This is a genomic window from Planomonospora sp. ID82291 (assembly GCF_015711645.1).
Classification (GTDB): domain Bacteria; phylum Actinomycetota; class Actinomycetes; order Streptosporangiales; family Streptosporangiaceae; genus Planomonospora.
In genome coordinates this window covers 351153-369570 of record NZ_JABTEX010000001.1, presented here as the reverse complement: position 1 = coordinate 369570, position 18418 = coordinate 351153, and the positions used below count along the sequence as shown (strand labels likewise).

Genomic DNA, 18418 nt, shown 5'->3' with positions numbered 1-18418 from the left:
ATCCCGCGATGTCACCGGGGTTAGGGTGGGCCGCATGTCAGCACGCCCGACCGCACTGGTCACCGGAGCCTCCCGAGGGGTGGGGGCCGCCGTGGCCCGTGCCCTGGCCCCCACCCACGACCTGCTGCTCGGCGGGCGCGACCGCGACGCGCTGGACGGCGTGGCCGCCGAACTGCCCGGCGCGCGGCCCTGGCCGGTGGAGCTGACCGCCGTCACCGCGGCCGACGTCGCCGGGATCGACCGGCTCGGCGTGCTGGTCCACAGCGCGGGCGTGGCGACGCTGGGGCGGATCGAGGAGGCCCCGGCCGAGGTGTGGCGGCGCACGATGGAGGTCAACGTGGTCGCGGTGGCCGAGCTGACGCGGCTGCTGCTGCCGGCCCTGCGCGCCGCCGGCGGGCACGTCGTGCTGGTCAACTCCGGTGCCGGGCGGCGGGCCAACCCGACCTGGGGCTCCTACGCCGCGAGCAAGTTCGCGCTGCGGGCCTTCGCCGACGCGCTCCGGCTGGAGGAGCCGGGGCTGCGGGTGACCACGGTCTACCCGGGGCGGGTGGACACCGACATGCAGCGCGGGGTGCGCGAGCAGGAGAACGGCGCCTACGAGCCGGACAAGTACCTGCGGGCGGACTCGGTGGCGCGGGCCGTGCTGGCGGCGGTGACGGCCTCCCCGGACGCCCACATCACCGAGATCACCGTCCGGCCGTCGGCGGGGCCGGCGAACTGACCTCCGGCGGGGCCGGGGCGCCGGCCGCCGGCGGGCGTCCGGGCCGCCCGCCGGCGAGCCCGCACACGGCCCTCGACCCGGACACGGCCCTTGACGCCGTAGACGGCCCTCGACCCGCGGCGCGGAGAGGGGCGCGGCCCGCCCGGCCGTGCCCCCCTCCTCCGCGCCGCGGTCCTGTCCGCGTCAGCAGCTCAGGCCGCGTCAGCAGCTCAGGCCGCGTCAGCAGCTCAGGCCGCCGCCCGGGGCGACGCCCAGGATCCGGGTGAACCTCTCGTAGGAGGCGATCCGGCTCTGCACCTGCGCGGGGTTGCGCCCGCCGCACTCCAGGCCGCCGTTGATGCTGCGGATCGTCTCACCGAAGCCGAGGCCGCCCACCATCGCGTTGTGCGGGGTCATCGTGCCGGGGCCGCTCTGGGTGTTCCAGTACCACAGGGCGGTCTTCCAGGCGATCGCCGCGTCGGTCTGCACCAGGTTCGGGTTGGCCAGCAGGTTGACGCCGAGCGCGTCGCCCGCCGCCTTGTAGTTGAAGTTCCAGCTCAGCTGGACCGGGCCGCGGCCGTGGTACGCCGACTGGCCGGCGGGGCAGCCGTAGGACTGGCTCCGGTCGCAGTAGTGCGAGTAGTTCGCGGTGTTCTGCTCCACCACGTGGACCAGGCCGCCGGTCTCGTGGTGGACGTTGGCCAGGAAGGCCGCCGCCTCCTGCCTCCGCACCGTGTCGCTTCCCGTCTTCGTGAAGCCCGGGTAGGCGCTGAGCGCCGCGGTCAGACCCTTGTAGGTGTAGAAGGGGTTCCGGCCCGGGAACATCTGGTCGAACTGCGCCTCGCTGACGACGAAGCCCGACGGGTTCGACGGGTTCGACGGGGGCGGGGTCGAGGGGCCGGGGTTCGCGCCGCCGCAGGCGTGCGGCTCCCAGTACCACGTGCTGATGACCGGGTCGTAGCCCGGGTTGTCGTGCTCGGCCCGGTAGTACCTCCCGTCGGTGTACCGGACGATCGAACCGGCGGCGTACCACGTGCCGGCCCTCCAGGCGGGGTGGCCGCACGTCCCGGACGCGGGCGGCTGCGCGGGGGTGGAGGAGCCGCCGCCGCACGCGCCCTTGTCCGCCCAGACGCCGGAGGAGGAGGCGCCGGGGGCCTCGTTCCGGGTCCACCACTTGGCCGACCAGTTGCGCCCCCTGTAGGAGACGTTCGCACCACCCGTGTAGGCCGTCGCGGCGTTCCACGCGGCCGCGCAGTCGGCGGCGGAGGCGGGGGACGCCGGTCCGGCGACCGTGAGCGCGCCCGCGGCGGTCGCCGCGACGGCGAGGGACGACATGATGCGCTGTCTCGACACCTGATCAACTCCTTGGCGCGGCCCGCGGCCGCGCGCGATCGACGATGGTGGACCGGCCCGCCCGCGCGCGCCGCACCGTGGCTTCCGCCGGACGGGCCGGAGAGGGGAGGCCCGTGTGCCCGGAATGCTGGCAGATGTCGGCTTAACGGCGCCTTAAGTGATCCTTTCGGTCTCCCTATCGGTCCGCCGTATCGCCAATGAATGGATTCATTCACATAATGGGGAGGTGTTCGACGAGATGTGGGGTGCCATCGAGCACCTCGGACGCGACGGCCGGACCGGCGGCTACCTGCGTGACGCGTGGTCGCCCGCCGACCTGGAGCTGCGGGAGTGGTTCCGGCAGGAGGCCGCCCGGCGCGGCCTGGACCTGCGCGAGGACCGCAACGGCAACCTCTGGGCCTGGCGGGGCGACCCCTCGCGGCGCCCCGGGGTGGTCACCGGCAGCCACCTCGACTCGGTACGGCAGGGCGGCGCCTTCGACGGCCCCCTCGGGATCGTCTCGGCCTTCGCCGCCCTCGACCTGCTCGACGCCCGGGGCTTCGCGCCGGACCGGCCGCTGGGGATCGCCTGCTTCACCGACGAGGAGGGCGCCCGGTTCGGCGTCCCGTGCACCGGCTCCCGGCTGCTCACCGGCGTCCTCGACCCCGACCGGGCCCGCGGCCTGACCGACGACGACGGCTCCCGCCTGGCCGACGTGCTCCGCCGGGCCGGACGGGACCCCGGCGCGCTCGGCCGGGACGACGAGACCCTCGGGCACGTCGGCGCCTTCGTCGAGCTCCACGTCGAGCAGGGCCGGGGGCTGGTCCACGCCGGCGCCCCGGTCGGCGTCGCGAGCGCGATCTGGCCGCACGGGCGCTGGCGGTTCGACTTCCGCGGCCGGGCCGACCACGCGGGCACCACCCGGCTGGAGGACCGCGACGACCCCATGCTGCCCTTCGCCCGGACCGTGCTGCGGGCCCGAGAGTCCGCCCGGCGCCGCGGCGTGGTCGCCACCTTCGGCAGACTGCGCGTCTCACCCGGCAGCGCCAACGCCATCCCCGGCCTGGTCAGCGCCTGGCTGGACGCCCGCGGCGGGGACGCCGCCGCGGTCCGGGCCCTGGTCGCCGAGCTGGCCGAGTCGTCCGGGGCCGAGGTGGGCGAGGAGTCGTGGACCCCGGCCGTCGACTTCGACGCCGCCCTGCGGGACCGCCTGGCGTCGGCCGCGGGGGCCGTCGTCGCCGCGGCCCGGTCCGCCGGGCGGCGTCCGTCCGCCGGGCACGGTCCGGAGGACGGGTCCGCTCCGGAGCCGCCCGCCGGGCCCGTGCCGGTGCTGCCCACCGGGGCCGGGCACGACGCCGGGATCCTCGCCGCCGCCGGGGTTCCCAGCGCGATGGTGTTCGTCCGCAATCCAACGGGCATCTCACACTCTCCGGAAGAACACGCGGAGGCGTCCGACTGCCACCTGGGCGTCGCCGCCCTGGCCGCCACCTTGGAGGAGCTGTGTCGGAGCTGACCTACTGGTGCGAACTGGCCTGGCTGCCGCCGGGCGAGGTCGCCGCGGGCGTCGTCGTCACGGTCGGGGGCTCCCGGATCACGGCGGTCACGCCGGGCGTGGCCGAACCGCCGGCCGGGGCCGTCCGCCTGCGCGGCCTGACCCTCCCCGGTCTCGCCAACGCCCACTCCCACGCCTTCCACCGGGCCCTGCGCGGGGTGACCCAGGCGGAGAAGGGCAGCTTCTGGACCTGGCGCGAGCAGATGTACGGCGTGGCCCGCGGCCTGGACCCCGACTCCTACCTGCAGCTGGCCCGGGCGGCGTTCGCCGAGATGGCGCTGGCCGGGATCACCTGCGTCGGGGAGTTCCACTACCTGCACCACGGGCCGGACGGCACGCCGTACGACGACCCCAACGCGATGGGGCACGCGCTCGTGGCGGCGGCGCGCGAGGCGGGGCTGCGGATCGCCCTGCTGGACGCCTGCTACCTGAGCGGCGGGATGGGCGTCGCGCTGGACGGCGTGCAGCACCGGTTCACCGACGGCGACGCCGAGCGGTGGGCCGTACGCGCCGAGGCCCTGTGCGCCGCCTACGACGGCGCGCCGGACGTGGAGATCGGCGCGGCCGTGCACTCGGTCCGCGCGGTCCCGCCCGAGCACCTGCGCACGGTCGCGGCCTTCTCCCACCACCACGGGGTCCCGCTGCACGTCCACGTCTCCGAGCAGCGGGCCGAGAACACCGCCTGCGTCGAGATGTACTCCGCCACGCCCGTCCAGGTGCTGCACGAGCACGGCGTGCTCGGCCCGCGCACGACCGCCGTGCACGCCACGCACGTCTCCGAGGCGGACGTCTCGCTGCTGGGGCAGTCCGCCACGTACGTGTGCATGTGCCCGACGACCGAGCGGGACCTGGCCGACGGCATCGGCCCGGCGCGGGCGATGTTCGAGGCGGGCTCGCCGATCACGCTCGGCTCCGACAGCCACGCGGTCGTCGACCTGTTCGAGGAGGCCCGCGCGGTCGAGCTGGACGAGCGGCTGGCCACCGAGCGGCGCGGCCACTGGCGGGCCGCCGAGCTGCTGACGGCCGCCACCGCCGCCGGGCACGCCTCGCTGGGCTTCCCCGACGCGGGCACGCTCTGCCCGGGGGCCTGGGCCGACCTGGTCTCCGTCCGGCTCGACTCGGTCCGTACGGCGGGCAGCGGCGCGTCCGCCGGGGGCCTGGGCGCGGCCGAGGCCGTGGTGTTCGCCGCCACGGCCGCCGACGTGCACGCGGTGGTCTCCGGGGGCCGCCAGGTCGTCGCCGAGGGGCGGCACGTCCTGGGGGACGTGGGCACGCTGCTGGAGACCGCGATCGGCGCGGCGCGAGGGGTGGGCGTGTGACGAGCACGGTCTTCGACCGGATCGGCCTGCTGTACACCGGCGACCCCGAACGGGAGGAGATCGCCGGCGCCGCGCTGGTCGTCGAGGACGGCCGGGTGGTGTGGACCGGCCGGGCGGGGGACGACCCGGGCGCGGACGAGCGGGTGGACGTCGACGGCCGCTGCGTGCTGCCCGGGTTCGTCGACAGCCACGCCCACCTGGTCTTCGCCGGCGACCGCACCGCCGAGTTCACCGCCCGCATGTCGGGGGAGCGCTACACCGCCGGGGGCATCCGCACCACGGTCGAGGCCACCCGCGCGGCCACCGCGCCCGAGCTCGCGGCCGGGACCGCCGCGCTGGTGGCCGAGATGCTCGCCCAGGGCACGACCACCGTCGAGATCAAGAGCGGCTACGGGCTCACCGTCGAGGACGAGCGGCGCTCCCTGGAGATCGCCGGGGGCTTCACCGAGGAGACGACGTACCTGGGCGCGCACGTCGTGCCCCCCGACGCCGCCTCCGCGGACGACTACGTGCGCACGGTGACCGGGGAGATGCTCACGGCCTGCGCGCCGTACGCGCGCTGGGTGGACGTCTTCTGCGAGCGCGGCGCGTTCGACGCCGACCAGAGCAGGCAGGTCCTCACCGCCGGGATCGAGGCCGGGCTGCTGCCGCGCGTGCACGCCGGCCAGCTCGGGGAGGGGCCGGGCGCGCTGCTCGCGGCGGAGCTGGGCGCCGCCTCCGCCGACCACTGCACCCACCTGACCGACGCCGACGTCGAGGCGCTCGCCTCCGCCGGGGTGGTGGCCACCCTGCTGCCCGGGGCGGAGTTCTCCACCCGCTCGCCGTACCCGGACGCCCGCCGCCTGCTGGCGGCCGGGGCCACCGTGGCGCTGGCCACCGACTGCAACCCGGGCTCCTCCTTCACCTCGTCCATGCCGTTCTGCGTGGCGCTGGCCGTGCGGGAGATGGGGATGACGCCGCTGGAGGCGGTCCGGGCCGCCACGGGCGGCGGGGCGGCGGCGCTGCGCCGCACCGACGTCGGCGCGCTCACCGCGGGGGCCCGCGGAGACCTGGTGGTCCTGGACGCGCCCTCCTACGTGCACCTGGCGTACCGCCCGGGGGTACCTCTGGTGCTGCAGGTCTGGAAAGGGGGCCGCCGGGTCGTTTGACGGGCGCCGTCCCGGGTAATCCGCACTGCTCGTGTCATGACGGCCGGAGGCATCCTCCTTGAGGAGGAAACCGAAACCGTTCTCCGGGCGTAGTTCTTTAGGGAATCTTTGCCCTGATCCACACGTTGATTGGGCAAGCGACGTGTCCGTGCGCGCGGGGCGATCTGAAGCGAGCGGGCGGGCACGCCATAAGCAGGCGGAGCGAGGTGCCATCGAATGGCAAGGCCGACGGGGAATCGGACGCAGGACCAGCACGTCTCGGATCGGGACCTGCTCGGGACCTACCTGGCGGAGATCGGACGGGTCCCGCTGCTGACCGCGGAGGAGGAGGTCGAGCTCGCCAAGCGGATCGAGGCGGGCCTCTTCGCGGAGCAGCTGCTGGACGGCGGGGGGGCGGAGCCGAGGATCGGCGACGCCGCCGACGAGGAGCTCGAACGGCTGGCCGTTTCGGGACAGCGGGCCAAAGACGAATTCATCCAGGCCAATCTACGTCTTGTGGTGGCGGTCGCGCGCAAATACTCCGGGCGCGGAATGCCGTTGATCGATCTGGTTCAGGAGGGGAACCTCGGACTGGTCCGCGCGGTGGAGAAATTCGACTACCGGCGCGGGTACAAGTTCTCGACCTACGCCACCTGGTGGATCCGCCAGTCCGTGGGCCGCGCGATCCACGAGCAGGCCCGGCCGGTCCGGCTGCCCACCCACGCCGGGGAGCAGATGACCCGGCTGATGCGGGTCCGCCGCGACATGCTGGCCGAGTTCGACGCCGAGCCGACGGACGCCGACCTGGCGGCGGTGCTGGAGCTGCCGATCGAGCGGGTCCGCGAGCTGCGCCGGTGGGCCTCCGACCCGGTCTCGCTCCAGCTCGGGGTGGGGGACGAGGACGAGACGGAGCTCGGCGACATGATCGCCGACGAGACGTGGGCCGATCCCGAGCAGCAGGCCATGGACATCCTGGAGCGCGAGCGCCTGGAGCAGTGGCTGACCGGGCTGGAGGGGCAGACGCGCGAGATGCTCCGCTGGCGCTACGGCCTGATCGACGGGCGCGAGCACACGCTCACCGAGGTCGGCGAGCGCTACGGCATCGGCCGCGACCGCGCCCGCCGCATCGAGCGCGACGCGCTGGCCCGCCTCCGCAAGATGGCCACCGCCGCCTGACCTTCCGCCGGCTCCCGTTGTTCCCGGCCGGGTCCCGTCTGTGCGGTGGTCCGGTCGGGCTCGGTGCGCACGGAGGCGGAACAGGGTCAGGCGATCTTGTATTCCGTGTCGCCGAAGTCCGCGACCACACGCATCTTTCCGCCCAGCGCCTCCACATAAGCGCGCAGAGTGGACACCTCGACGCGGTCCAGCTCTCCGTGCTCGATCGCCGACACGCGCGGTCCGGACACTCCCATCGCGGCGGCCACGTCGCGTTGGGTCAGCTCCTGCTCCCTGCGGATATCGGCCAGCTTGTGCGCCCGCACCTCCGCGGCGAGCCGCTCCATCATCGCGCTCTTCTCGGCTTCTGAGCGCACCGGCAACCCGGCCGCCCGACGGCGCTCGTGCGCCTGCCGCTTGACCTCGTCCCATCCCACGGTGCTCATTCGTACTCCCTGGTGCTCAGCTCGGTGACGTGCTGTGCGTAGCGTTTCTCCGCGATCACGATGTTCTCGTCGTACCAACGAGTCCAGTTTCCCGATTTGTCGCCTGCGACCAGCAGGACGGCGCGTCGTACCGGGTCGAAAGCGAAGATTATTCTGATCTCGCTGGATCCCGACGACCCTGGCCGTAGTTCTTTGAGATGGTGGTTGTCCGAGCCTTTGAGGCGGTCGACCAGCGGGCGACCCAAGGTCGGCCCTACCCGGGCGAGCATGTCGATCGCGTCTTCCACCTGCTCTGCGCTTTCCCAGTCCTCCTCGCACAGCCGGTCGAACCACTGCCTCACCTCGACCACGAGGACGACTTCCCAGCTCGCCATGCATCCAACTTAACTCCAGTATTAAGTTGTGGGCAAGCCGCAGCCCGCCGTCCCTGCAAGGGAATCGCTGGGCGACCGGAGAGCGAACGACCACGATCCGCATCGAGCGCGACGCGCTGGCCCGCCTCCGCAAGATGGCCACCGCCGCCTGACCTTCCGCCGGCTCCCGGCCGGGATCCCGTTCTCGTACGGTGGTCCGGCCGGGAGCCGTTGTGGCCGCCCTGCCAGGAAGGAGCTCAGAGCCGGGCGCCGCAGGGAGCGGTACGGGCGGTCCGGTCAGGTCATGCGCCGTCGGTCCAGAAGAGCCGGAGTCTGGCGATGGCGGCTTCCCTGGTCATCCGCGCGATCTCGGCTTCGGCCAGGCCGACCTTGGTGATGAGCAGGTGGACGAGGTCGGCGGGAAGCGTCTCGGCGGGAACGACCGGGACTCCGCGGCCCGGTTTGCCGCCTTCCTTCACGCACGTCCAGAACTCCTCCTCGGTGACGGCGAGCTGGTCGCGGAGGATGTGGCTCCAGAGGCCGCGGCCGTAGGAGGTGCGGTCGGGGGGATGGGAGATCCTGGTGCGCAGGACACGGCCGTCGGGAAGGCGCAGCTCGTAGGTGACGTGGTGGGTGCCCGAGCGGCCCCGGGCGTCTCTGACCGGGGTCCATCCCTCCACCGGGCAGAACCGCTCGTGCTCTGCTCTGGTGGCCTGGGGCCAGGTCATGCGGCCTGCCCGGTGAGCCAGCGGCGGAGCTCCTCGTCGTCGCTGAGGGCGATCAGCTGGACCAGGCCCCAGTTCTCCCGGTGGTTGGGGGCGTTGAGCAGGTGGTCCTGCCAGTCCTCGGCGTATTCGCGCAGGGCGTCGACCATCTCGCCGATCGCCTCTTCGAAGGTGGATCCGTCCGCGGCGACCGGGAGGCCGGGGATGAACACCGACCAGCCGCCGTCCTCGGCGACCACCTCGGCGCGCGAGGGGGTGACGGCGGCCAGGAAGTGCTTCAGCCGTTCCGCGTCCACCACGACCGCCCGCGTCTCCTCACGCCGGACGGTGGCGGTCCGGCCGAGCGCCGCCGCGTCCAGGAGATCTTTCAGATGCGCTCGCGCCTCGGTGTAGCTGTCGTAGTGGAGAGAGCTCATGCCGCCTTCTTCCGGATCCGTCGGCCGCATTCTCCGGCACAGGAGTACGTCACGTACTCAGAGTACGTCACGTACTCGGCGGGGAGGAAGTGTCGGTTCCTTGCGACGGCCTGGAAACCGGTGGCCGAACGCCGCAGGATGTGAACCGGTCATGCAGGCTCAGCCGCCGTGCGAATGCGGTTACGGGTGGTCGTCCTTTGGGGTGTGAGCCGTCCGAAACGAGGTCGAAACATCATCCCGGCGGGTTTCACAGATGTGAAACATGCGCGGTCGTGCCCCGAAACGGCGGGCGAAGACGCTGTGGCGCACGGAAGGGAAAACCTTGGCGGAACCGGTCGGGACGCGTGATGCGGACCGGGGCCCGCGGGGCGAGGCGGACCCCGTCCGTCAGGCACGTCAGTGCGCGGCCGGTCGACGAAGCCCTGGAAGCGCCCACTGCGACTGCACAACCGGCCACACGCCAATCGGAAGGAGGGTCGCATCAGATGAAGATCGATGGCGGCTCCACTGCCTGGATGCTCATGAGCACCGCGCTCGTCCTGCTCATGACACCGGGCCTCGCGTTCTTCTACGGAGGCATGACCAGGGCCAAGAGCGTCCTCAACATGATGATGATGTCCTGGGTGAGCATCATCGTGGTGACGGTCGCCTGGGTCCTGTACGGACACTCGCTGGCCTTCGACGCGGCCGGCGACGGAAGCGGCGTCATCAACAAGATCGTCGGCGGTCTCGACAACCTCGGGCTGAGCGGGCTCGTCGACACCGCCACCAAGGACGACGGCACGGGCATGCCCAGCCTCGTCTTCTCCGCCTTCCAGATGACCTTCGCGATCATCACCGTCGCACTGATCAGCGGCGCGCTCGCCGACCGGGTCAAGTTCGGCGCCTGGGTGGTCTTCGCGCTCGTCTGGGCGACCCTCGTCTACTTCCCCGTGGCCCACTGGGTCTGGGGCGGCGGGTGGCTGAGCAACCTCGGCATCGAGGACTTCGCCGGCGGCACGGTCGTGCACATCAACGCCGGCGCCGCGGCCCTGGCGGTCGCTCTGGTCATCGGCAAGCGCGTCGGCTGGCGCAAGGACCCGATGCGCCCGCACAACCTCACGCTCGTCCTGCTCGGCGCGGGCCTGCTCTGGTTCGGCTGGTTCGGCTTCAACGCCGGCTCCGAGCTCGCCGTGGACGGCACCACCGGCCTGGCGTTCATGAACACCCAGATCGCCACCGCGGTGGCGGCCGGCTCCTGGCTCATCGTGGAGAAGCTCCGCGACGGCCACTCCACCACCCTCGGCGTCGCCTCCGGCGCGGTGGCCGGCCTGGTCGCGATCACCCCGGCCTGCGGCTTCGTCGACCCCTGGGCGGCGGTCGTGATCGGCCTGCTCGCCGGCGTCGCCTGCGCCTACGGCGTCGGCCTGAAGTACCGGCTCGGCTACGACGACTCGCTCGACGTGGTCGGCGTGCACATGGTCGGCGGCGTCGTCGGCGCGGTGGCGCTGGGCTTCGTCGCCGCCTACCCGTTCGCCGACGGCCAGGAGAAGGGCCTGCTCTACGGCGGCCCGATCTCCCAGCTCGGGGTGCAGGTGCTCGGCCCCGTCGCGGTCGGCGCCTACTCCTTCGTCGTCTCGTGGATCCTCGCCAAGGTGATCGACAAGACGATGGGCTTCCGGATCTCCGCCGAGGACGAGGTCGCGGGCATCGACATCACCACCCACGCCGAGACCGGCTACGACCTCGGCACCGTCCACTCCTCCGGAGTGGCGTCCCCCAACGGCCCGGCCGTCGTTCCGGCCGCGAAGAAGGTAGAGGCATGAGACTCATCACCGCGGTCATCAAGCCCTTCAAGCTCGACGACGTGAAGGCGGCCCTGGAGCAGTTCGGCGTCAAGGGCATGACGGTCAGCGAGGCCAGCGGCTACGGCCGCCAGCGCGGGCACACCGAGGTCTACCGGGGCGCCGAGTACCAGGTGGACCTGGTGCCCAAGGTCCGGCTGGAGGTGCTCGCCGAGGAGGAGGACGCCGAGGACGTGATCGACGTCATCGTCAAGGCGGCGCAGACCGGCAAGATCGGTGACGGCAAGGTCTGGTCCGTCCCGGTCGACACCGTCATCCGGGTCCGCACCGGCGAGCGCGGCCCCGAGGCGCTCTGACCGGTGAGAGGCGAGACTCGCTCGTACGCCGCGGCCCGCAGGGAGCGGGCCGCGGACGTCGACCGCTGGCTGACGGACCTGCTCCGCACCGCCTGCGGCACGCCGTACGGGCGGCCCGGGAAGGGGCCGGACCTCCGGGACGGCAGGAACGGCGACGAGCGCGGCGCCTTCGGCGGCGTCGCGCTCGTCGCGGTCGGGAGCCTGGGCCGCTCGGAGCCGGCCCCGGGCAGCGACCTCGACCTGGTCCTGCTGCACGACGGACGTGAGGACATCGGCCGCGTCGCCGACCGCGTCTGGTACCCCGTCTGGGACTCCGGGATCCGCCTCGACCACTCGGTCCGGACGGTGGAGGAGGCGGCCGGGGTCGCCCGGGAGGACCTCAAGGCGGTGCTCGGGCTGATCCAGGCCCGGCACGTGGCGGGGGACCCCGAGCTGACCCGCGCGGCGCGCGAGACGGTGCTCGCCGAGTGGCGGGCCGACTCCCGGCGCCGCCTGGGCGAGCTGCGCGAGGCCGCGGACCGGCGGGCGCAGACCAGCGGAGAGCTCGCCTTCCTGCTCGAACCCGACCTGCGCGACGCGCACGGCGGGCTCCGCGACGTCCAGGCGATGCAGGCCGTGGCCGCCGCCTGGGTCGCCTCGGCCCCCGGACCCCGGGTCCGCGAGGCCTACGAGCTCCTGCTCGACATCCGGCACGGCCTGCACCTGGTGACGGCGCGCGGCGCCGACCGGCTCGTGCTGCAGGAGCAGGACGCGGTCGCCGGGATCCTGGGACTGCTCGACGCCGAGGCGCTCATGCGCAGGCTCGCCGAGGCGGGCCGGACGATCGCGCACGCCTTCGACGGCACCTGGCGCACCGTGGACCGGCTGCTGTCGGGGCCCGCGCCGCGGGGCCGCCGGCCGCTCGCCGACGGCGTCGTCGAGCACGGCGGGGAGGTCGTCCTCGCCCGCGGGGCCGATCCGCGCAAGGACCCCGTGCTCGTGCTCCGCGCGGCCGCCGCCGCCGCCGAGGCGGGGCTGCCGCTGGCCCCGGCCACCGTGACCGCGCTGGCCGCCCAGTCCCCGCCGCTCCCGGTGCCCTGGCCGGACGAGGCCCGCGACGCGCTGGTGGCGCTGCTCGGCGCCGGGCGCGCGGCCGTACCGGTCTGGGAGGAGCTGGACCAGGCCGGCGTGCTGGTCCGGCTGCTGCCCGACTGGGAGCGGGTGCGGCACCGCCCGCAGCGCAACCCCGTGCACCGCTACACGGTCGACCGCCACCTGATCGAGACCGCGGCCGGGGCCGCCGCGTCCACCCGGGAGGTCTCCCGGCCCGACCTGCTGCTCATCTGCGCGCTCCTGCACGACATCGGCAAGGGCTATCCCGGCGACCACTCCGACACCGGCGCGATCGTCGCCCGCGACATCGGCGCCCGGATGGGGCTGCCCCCCGCGGACGTGGAGATCGTCCAGACCGTGGTCCGCCACCACCTGCTGCTGCCCGAGACCGCCACCCGGCGTGACCTGGACGACCCGGTGACGATCTCCCGGGTGGCCGAGGCGGTCGGCTCGCGCGAGGTGCTGGAGCTGCTCGCGGCCCTGGCGGTGGCCGACGGCAACGCCACCGGGCCCGCCGCGTGGAACTCCTGGAAGGCCTCGCTGGTCGCGGACCTGGTGCGCCGGGTGCGCTCGGTGCTGTCCGGGACCCCGCCGCGGCCCGCGCCCTCCCTCTCCGCCGAGCAGGCCTCCCTGGCCCGGCACGGCGGGGGGGCGATCCGGGTCAACGGCGGGGCGGTCACCGTGGTCGCCCCCGACCGGTCGGGACTGCTCTGGCGCGCGGCCGGGGTGCTCGCCGCGCACCGGATGGTGGTCCGCGCCGCCTCGGCGGCCTCGGCGGGGTCCACCGCCGTGATCGAGTTCTCGGTCGTCCCGGAGTACGGCTCGCCGCCCGACCCCGCGACGCTGGAGGCCGACCTGCGGCTCGTCCTGGCCGGCCGGCTCGACATCGAGGAGCGCCTGGCCCGCCGTACCCGCTCGCTGCGACCGGCCCGGGTGCCGGTCGCGCCGCCCCGCGTCACCCTCGTGGACGACGCGTCCACCACGGCGACCGTCGTGGAAGTACGCGCTCACGACCGTCCGGGGCTATTGTGGCGGATTGGTAGAGCATTTGGTGAGTGTGGTCTTGACGTGCGCGCTGCGCGTGTGGAGACTCTCGGCGCAGAGGCGGTGGACGTCTTCTACGTGGTCGACAGGGCGGGACGTCCCCTGGTGGACCGGGTCCAGCGCGCGCAGGTGCGGGATCAGGTCCTCAGCGCCCTGAGATAACCATCGGAAATCAGTCTTCCGTCACATCTGTAACGATTACGTCCGTTTTGTCGGATATGTCGCTTCTGTCCCGCGGGTCTATGGTCTGATGATGGCCACTTGTGTCGTGATGGTGAAGGGTAGCTAGAGCGGTGACGACGGGACCTACCGATAGCGAGACCGCATCGGTGCGCGACCGCGGCAAGCGGCCTGCCGCCCGATTCGGTCTGCGGAACTGGCGCGTGCGGACGCGTCTCACGGCGCTGATCCTGGTGCCGACCGCGGTGGGCGTGCTGCTCGCCGGAGCACGCGTGGCCGCCTCCGTCGAGGGGGTGGCCGTGCAGCAGCGCACGGCGTCCGCCGCGGAGTACTCCGGCCGCCTGCGCGATCTCGCGCAGGCTCTCGGTTTGGAACGTGACCGGGGCGCGTGGGCGGCGTTCCAGCCCGCGAACAAGGGACTGGAGAGCAGCTTCACCTCGCAGAAGAGGGGCGTCGACGAGCTGCTGCAGCAGGTCCGGGCGGACCTGCGGGCGATCGACGACTCCTACGGACCGCGAGCGGTCAAGGCCGCACGCGACGCCATGTACCAGTTCGAGAGCCTGGGCAAGACGCGCGACCTGCCCGGCACGGCCCGGGCCGAGCGCTACGTCTTCCTGATCAACCCGCTGCTCCAGTTGCACGAGGAGCTCACGCTGGTCAGCGAGGACCCGGAGATCATCGGCAACACCCGGGGACTCAGCGCGCTGGCCTACGCCAAGGAGGAGGTCTCCCGGCAGCGGGCCCGCCTGCTGGCCGGCTACTACGCGCCCGCGCTGATCAACGCCCAGCAGGTCGAGGAGTTCATCGCCTCGCGGTCGCGGCTGGAGGAGCGCAAGGCCGAGTTCGCCATCGAGGCGGGCGCCGAGAACGGCCAGCTGCTCAGCACCCAGCTGGTCGACGAGCGGGTGCACCGCGCCGAGCTGACGAAGTCCAAGGCGATCGCGCTGGCGGGCAAGCCGGACGCCTCCGGGCGCCTGCTGCGCGACCTGACCGAGGTCAAGCAGTGGTTCGGGGACAACACCGAGGTCCTCAACCGGATCAGGAAGGTCGAGACCAAGGTCGCCGGTGACGTGATCACCCGGGCCCGGGAGCTGGAGGACGCCGAGCAGCGCGCCGCGATCATCGCGGCCGGTCTGATCCTGACCCTGCTCCTGCTGGTCCTCGGCCTGACCGTCCTGATCGCGCGCTCGATGGTCCTTCCGCTGCGCCGCCTGCGGGTCGAGGCGCTGGACGTCGCGGGCCACCGGCTCCCCGACGTCGTGCGCAGGCTCCGGATCTCCGGGGAGACCCAGACCCCCGAGGTCGAGCCCATCTCGGTCGACAGCAGGGACGAGATCGGCGAGGTCGCCAAGGCCTTCGACGAGGTCCACCGCCAGGCCGTACGGCTCGCGGCGGAGGAGTCCGAGCTCCGGTCCAACATCAGCGCGATGTTCGTCAACCTCTCGCGGCGGACCCAGACCCTGGTGGAGCGGCAGATCTCGCTCATCGACGGCCTGGAGAAGGGCGAGCAGGACGGCGGTCGGCTGGGCGACCTGTTCAAGCTCGACCACCTGGCCACCCGCATGCGCCGCAACTCCGAGAACCTCCTGGTCCTCGCCGGCCACGAGCCGACCCGACGGCGCAGCCAGCCGGCCAAGCTCGTCGACGTCGTCCGCGCCTCCCTGTCGGAGGTCGAGGACTACGAGCGGGTCCAGATCAAGGTGCACCGCGCGATCTCGGTCGCCGGAAGCGCCGCCAACGACATCGTCCACCTGGTGGCCGAGCTGGTGGAGAACGCCATCCAGTTCTCCCCCCGGGCCAGCCAGGTCGTCGTCTCCAGCAGCATGATCGAGGGCGGCGGCGCGCTGCTCGCGGTCAGCGACGCGGGCATCGGCATGACCGCCGACGAGCTCGTCGAGACCAACCGGCGCCTGGCCGACCCGCCCGTCGTGGACGTGTCGGTGTCGCGGCGGATGGGCCTGTTCGTGGTCGGCCGCCTGGCCCTGCGCCACGGCATCCGGGTCCAGCTCCGCCCTCAGGAGACCGGTGGTCTCATCGCCATGGTCCTCTTCCCGCCGGAGCTGGTCGTCGAGGCGACGAGCCCGGTCCCCGGCTCCTCCTGGGGGTCGGAGTCGCTCACCTCGCAGAGCTCGTTCGGGCAGGCGTCGCTGACCGCCAACCCGTTCAGTCAGGCGGCGCTGAGCCAGGGCTCGTTCGGTCAGGCGTCGATGGACCAGTCGGCGGACCGGGGCCAGGCGCCCGCGGGCCGGAACCCGTTCGGCCAGATCCCCGGCCAGGGCTCGTACGGCCAGGCCTCCATGGACCGGTCGGCGGGGGGCTCCTTCGGCCAGGGGCCGGCGGACCCGCCGGCGGACCGGGGCCCGTTCGGTCAGGGCTCGTTCGGTCAGACCTCCCTGGACCAGGGGTCGTTCGGCCGGCCCGCCGCGCCGCAGGCGCCGTCGTTCGGCTCCGCCGACCAGCCGCTCCCGGAGCGGCGACCGGCGCAGGCCGCCCCGTTCGGCGCCCCGCCGCAGAGCGCCGAGGCGCCCCTGCCCAAGCGCCAGGTCGGCGCGTCGAACGGCAACGGAGCCTCGGCGGGCGGCGGGGACGGCGCCGCGAGCGCGTTCTCCGCGTGGGGACAGGCGTCCCACGACGACCCCGTGACCGCCTCGATGCCGGCGGTCGGCGTCTCCCCGCTCGAACCCGAGCAGGAGGAGTTCCTGCCGATCTTCGCCTCGGTCGAGTCGGCCTGGTTCCGCAGGGTCGACGGCCCCGCGGAAACCGAGACCGCCGAGGAGCCCGGGGACGCCGGGGACGCCGGGTATCCGGACGCGGCGGAGCCGGTCGAGGCCGTCCCGCCCGTCAGGGAGCGCGCGCCCGAACCGGCTCCCGAACCGGTGCCCGCACCGGTCAGGGAGGCGGTCCCCGCGTCGGTCCAGGGCCCGGCCACCGCTCCGCTCCGGCGGACGATCCCGGCGCGCCAGCCGGAGAACTGGCAGACCCCGGCGGACGCGGGCTGGCAGGCCGCCCAGGCGGCCAGCGACCCCAGCCTCGGCGGGATCACCGCCGCGGGCCTGCCCAAGCGGACCCCCAAGGCCAACCTGGTGCCGGGCGCCGCCGCCAGCGCACCGTCGACGCCGATGCCGCCCATCTCGCCCGAGCGGGTGCGCAACCGGCTGTCGAGCTTCCAGCAGGGCGTGCGGCGGGGCCGTGCGGAACTATATGAGGACACCGCCCAGAACGGGGCGGAAAAGGAGGAGGGCCAGTGACTACTCTGAGCCATGAGGCCCGCAGGTTCGACTGGCTGATCACCGAGTTCGTCCGGGGCACCCCAGGTGTCGCGCACGCGGTGGTCGTGTCGGCCGACGGTCTGCGGATCGCCAGCTCCGAGGGGTTCCCCGACGACCGGGCCGACCAGCTCGCCGCCGTGGCCGCCGGGCTGCTCAGCCTGACCGTGGGCGCGTCCCGCGTGTTCGAGGGCGGCGCCGTCACCCAGACGGTGGTGGAGATGGAGCGCGGTCTGCTGCTGGTCATGGCGATCAGCGACGGTTCCGTGCTCGCGGTGCTGGCCTCGCCCGAGTGCGACATGGGTCTGGTGGCCTACCAGATGACCCTGCTCGTCGACCGGGCCGGGCAGGTCCTCACGCCGGCGATCCGGGCCGAGCTGCAGTCCTCGCGGGGGCGCTGATGACCGGGTCGGCACACATCCGGCGAGCCGGGACCGCGCGGACCCCCGGTCCGTCCTCCCCGGCGTCCGCCCCTGGAGAGGCCTGTGCTGGGCGTTGACGGAACCGGGGACGAGGAGCCCCTGTTCCGTCCGTACGCGGTGACCGGCGGTCGCGCCGAGCCGCGCTATCACATGGCGATGGAGACCCTGGTCTCCTCCTCCCCCATCATGGACGAGGAGCTGGCCCTGCTCACCCCCGAGCAGGACGCCATCATCAGGCTCTGCCGTTCGTTCCGGTCGGTCGCCGAGATCTCGGCGCTGCTCCGGGTCCCGCTCGGAGTGGCCCGCGTACTGGTGGCGGACATGGTGGACGAAGGTCTCGTCCGCATCCACCAGCCACGTCTCGACCAGGGACAACCGGATCTCAACATGCTCGAAAGGGTGCTCAGTGGACTTCGCAGGCTCTAACCGCGGCGGCCTGACATCGACGAAGATCGTCGTAGCGGGCGGGTTCGGCGTCGGCAAGACCACGTTCGTGGGCGCCGTCTCGGAGATCCTCCCGCTGACCACGGAAGCGGTCATGACGGAGGCCAGCTCGGGCGTGGACGACCTGGGCCTCACGCCGAACAAGGCCACGACCACGGTCGCCATGGACTTCGGCCGTCTGTCCCTGGACCAGGACCTGATCCTGTACCTGTTCGGCACGCCCGGGCAGCACCGGTTCTGGTTCATGTGGGACGACCTGGTCCGAGGCGCCATCGGCGCGGTGGTCCTGATCGACACCCGCCGCCTGGCCGACGGCTTCCCGGCGATCGACTACTTCGAGGAGGCCAAGCTCCCCTTCGTGGTCGGCATCAACGGCTGGGACGGGCAGTTCCCGCACTCGGAGGAGGAGGTGCGCGAAGCCCTGGCGCTCGCCCCGCACGTCCCCATCGTGCGCACCGACGCCCGCTCCCGCGACTCGGTGAAGAGCACGCTCATCACCCTGGTCGAGCACGTCCTGCGGGTGCGCGCCGCCTACGGCATGTCGGTCTGACGCCCGGACCCCGTGCCGGTACGGCTCCCGCGGGAGCCGTACCGGCTCTTCGGCGTTCCAGCGAGCCGCCGGCTCTTCGGTGCCTCAGCCCGGGTGGCGGTGGAACGCCACGGGCTCGGGGGCAGGGCCCGGCCCGCCACCGGACGCCCTCCCCC

General features: G+C 73.2%; 17 protein-coding genes. 12 read left to right on the top strand and 5 right to left on the bottom strand.

The genetic code is table 11. The features are described 5' to 3' along the window. Positions 1-34 precede the first annotated feature (34 nt). Positions 35-721, top strand: coding sequence for an SDR family oxidoreductase (locus tag HS045_RS01665; RefSeq protein ID WP_196449402.1), 687 nt, complete (start codon positions 35-37; stop codon positions 719-721). A 219-nt stretch (positions 722-940) separates the two neighbouring features. Here the strand turns inward: HS045_RS01665 and HS045_RS01660 are convergent, their stop codons facing one another. Further along, positions 941-2053: a glycoside hydrolase family 19 protein gene (locus tag HS045_RS01660; protein WP_307827344.1), complete on the bottom strand. Its 1113-nt coding sequence runs from the start codon at positions 2051-2053 to the stop codon at positions 941-943. 238 nt (positions 2054-2291) lie between these two features. On the opposite strand from HS045_RS01660, the gene HS045_RS01655 reads away from it, so the two are divergent. The 4 genes from HS045_RS01655 to HS045_RS01640 all read left to right on the top strand — a co-directional run bounded on the left by HS045_RS01655 (position 2292) and on the right by HS045_RS01640 (position 7206). Continuing rightward, the gene (locus HS045_RS01655) at positions 2292-3545 is read left to right on the top strand and encodes an allantoate amidohydrolase (protein WP_196450993.1); all 1254 of its coding nucleotides are present in this window, start codon (positions 2292-2294) and stop codon (positions 3543-3545) included. Further along, a complete protein-coding gene (locus tag HS045_RS01650) occupies positions 3533-4903 on the top strand; it encodes a formimidoylglutamate deiminase (RefSeq protein ID WP_196449401.1) in 1371 nt (456 codons plus the stop codon). The genes HS045_RS01655 and HS045_RS01650 overlap by 13 nt, the downstream gene beginning before the upstream one ends. Further along, the gene (gene hutI / locus HS045_RS01645; RefSeq protein ID WP_196449400.1) at positions 4900-6051 is read left to right on the top strand and encodes an imidazolonepropionase; all 1152 of its coding nucleotides are present in this window, start codon (positions 4900-4902) and stop codon (positions 6049-6051) included. The genes HS045_RS01650 and hutI overlap by 4 nt, the downstream gene beginning before the upstream one ends. 216 nt (positions 6052-6267) lie before the next feature. Next, the gene (locus HS045_RS01640) at positions 6268-7206 is read left to right on the top strand and encodes an RNA polymerase sigma factor RpoD/SigA (RefSeq protein ID WP_196449399.1); all 939 of its coding nucleotides are present in this window, start codon (positions 6268-6270) and stop codon (positions 7204-7206) included. Between the two features lie 86 nt (positions 7207-7292). Here the strand turns inward: HS045_RS01640 and HS045_RS01635 are convergent, their stop codons facing one another. The 4 genes from HS045_RS01635 to HS045_RS01620 form a co-directional block, all read right to left on the bottom strand. Continuing rightward, positions 7293-7631, bottom strand: coding sequence for an XRE family transcriptional regulator (locus HS045_RS01635; RefSeq protein ID WP_196449398.1), 339 nt, complete (start codon positions 7629-7631; stop codon positions 7293-7295). After that, positions 7628-8005 carry a type II toxin-antitoxin system RelE/ParE family toxin gene (locus HS045_RS01630; RefSeq protein WP_196449397.1) on the bottom strand — a complete coding sequence of 126 codons (378 nt, stop codon included), beginning with the start codon at positions 8003-8005 and terminating at the stop codon, positions 7628-7630. The genes HS045_RS01635 and HS045_RS01630 overlap by 4 nt, the downstream gene beginning before the upstream one ends. A 281-nt stretch (positions 8006-8286) precedes the next feature. Continuing rightward, complete coding sequence (locus HS045_RS01625; protein ID WP_196449396.1) at positions 8287-8712, bottom strand: cytotoxic translational repressor of toxin-antitoxin stability system; 426 nt, start codon at positions 8710-8712, stop codon at positions 8287-8289. Then, positions 8709-9125, bottom strand: coding sequence for a prevent-host-death protein (locus HS045_RS01620; protein ID WP_196449395.1), 417 nt, complete (start codon positions 9123-9125; stop codon positions 8709-8711). The genes HS045_RS01625 and HS045_RS01620 overlap by 4 nt, the downstream gene beginning before the upstream one ends. Before the next feature lie 485 nt (positions 9126-9610). Here HS045_RS01620 and HS045_RS01615 point away from each other — a divergent pair, with 485 nt between their 5' ends. The 7 genes from HS045_RS01615 (at position 9611) to HS045_RS01585 (ending at position 18263) form a co-directional block, all read left to right on the top strand. Further along, a complete protein-coding gene (locus HS045_RS01615; RefSeq protein ID WP_196449394.1) occupies positions 9611-10930 on the top strand; it encodes an ammonium transporter in 1320 nt (439 codons plus the stop codon). After that, a complete protein-coding gene (locus HS045_RS01610; RefSeq protein WP_196449393.1) occupies positions 10927-11265 on the top strand; it encodes a P-II family nitrogen regulator in 339 nt (112 codons plus the stop codon). Before HS045_RS01615 ends, HS045_RS01610 begins: the two co-directional genes overlap by 4 nt. A 3-nt stretch (positions 11266-11268) precedes the next feature. Next, the gene (locus HS045_RS01605) at positions 11269-13563 is read left to right on the top strand and encodes a [protein-PII] uridylyltransferase (RefSeq protein WP_196449392.1); all 2295 of its coding nucleotides are present in this window, start codon (positions 11269-11271) and stop codon (positions 13561-13563) included. 221 nt (positions 13564-13784) lie between these two features. After that, complete coding sequence (locus HS045_RS01600) at positions 13785-16829, top strand: nitrate- and nitrite sensing domain-containing protein (protein ID WP_196449391.1); 3045 nt, start codon at positions 13785-13787, stop codon at positions 16827-16829. Continuing rightward, positions 16826-17248 (top strand): roadblock/LC7 domain-containing protein, encoded by a 423-nt coding sequence (locus HS045_RS01595; protein WP_068895025.1) that lies wholly within the window; start codon positions 16826-16828, stop codon positions 17246-17248. Before HS045_RS01600 ends, HS045_RS01595 begins: the two co-directional genes overlap by 4 nt. 84 nt (positions 17249-17332) lie before the next feature. Continuing rightward, on the top strand, positions 17333-17695 hold the full coding sequence (locus HS045_RS01590) for a DUF742 domain-containing protein (protein ID WP_196449390.1): 363 nt from the start codon (positions 17333-17335) through the stop codon (positions 17693-17695). Beyond that, a complete protein-coding gene (locus tag HS045_RS01585) occupies positions 17676-18263 on the top strand; it encodes an ATP/GTP-binding protein (RefSeq protein ID WP_307827343.1) in 588 nt (195 codons plus the stop codon). Before HS045_RS01590 ends, HS045_RS01585 begins: the two co-directional genes overlap by 20 nt. Positions 18264-18418: the final 155 nt, after the last annotated feature.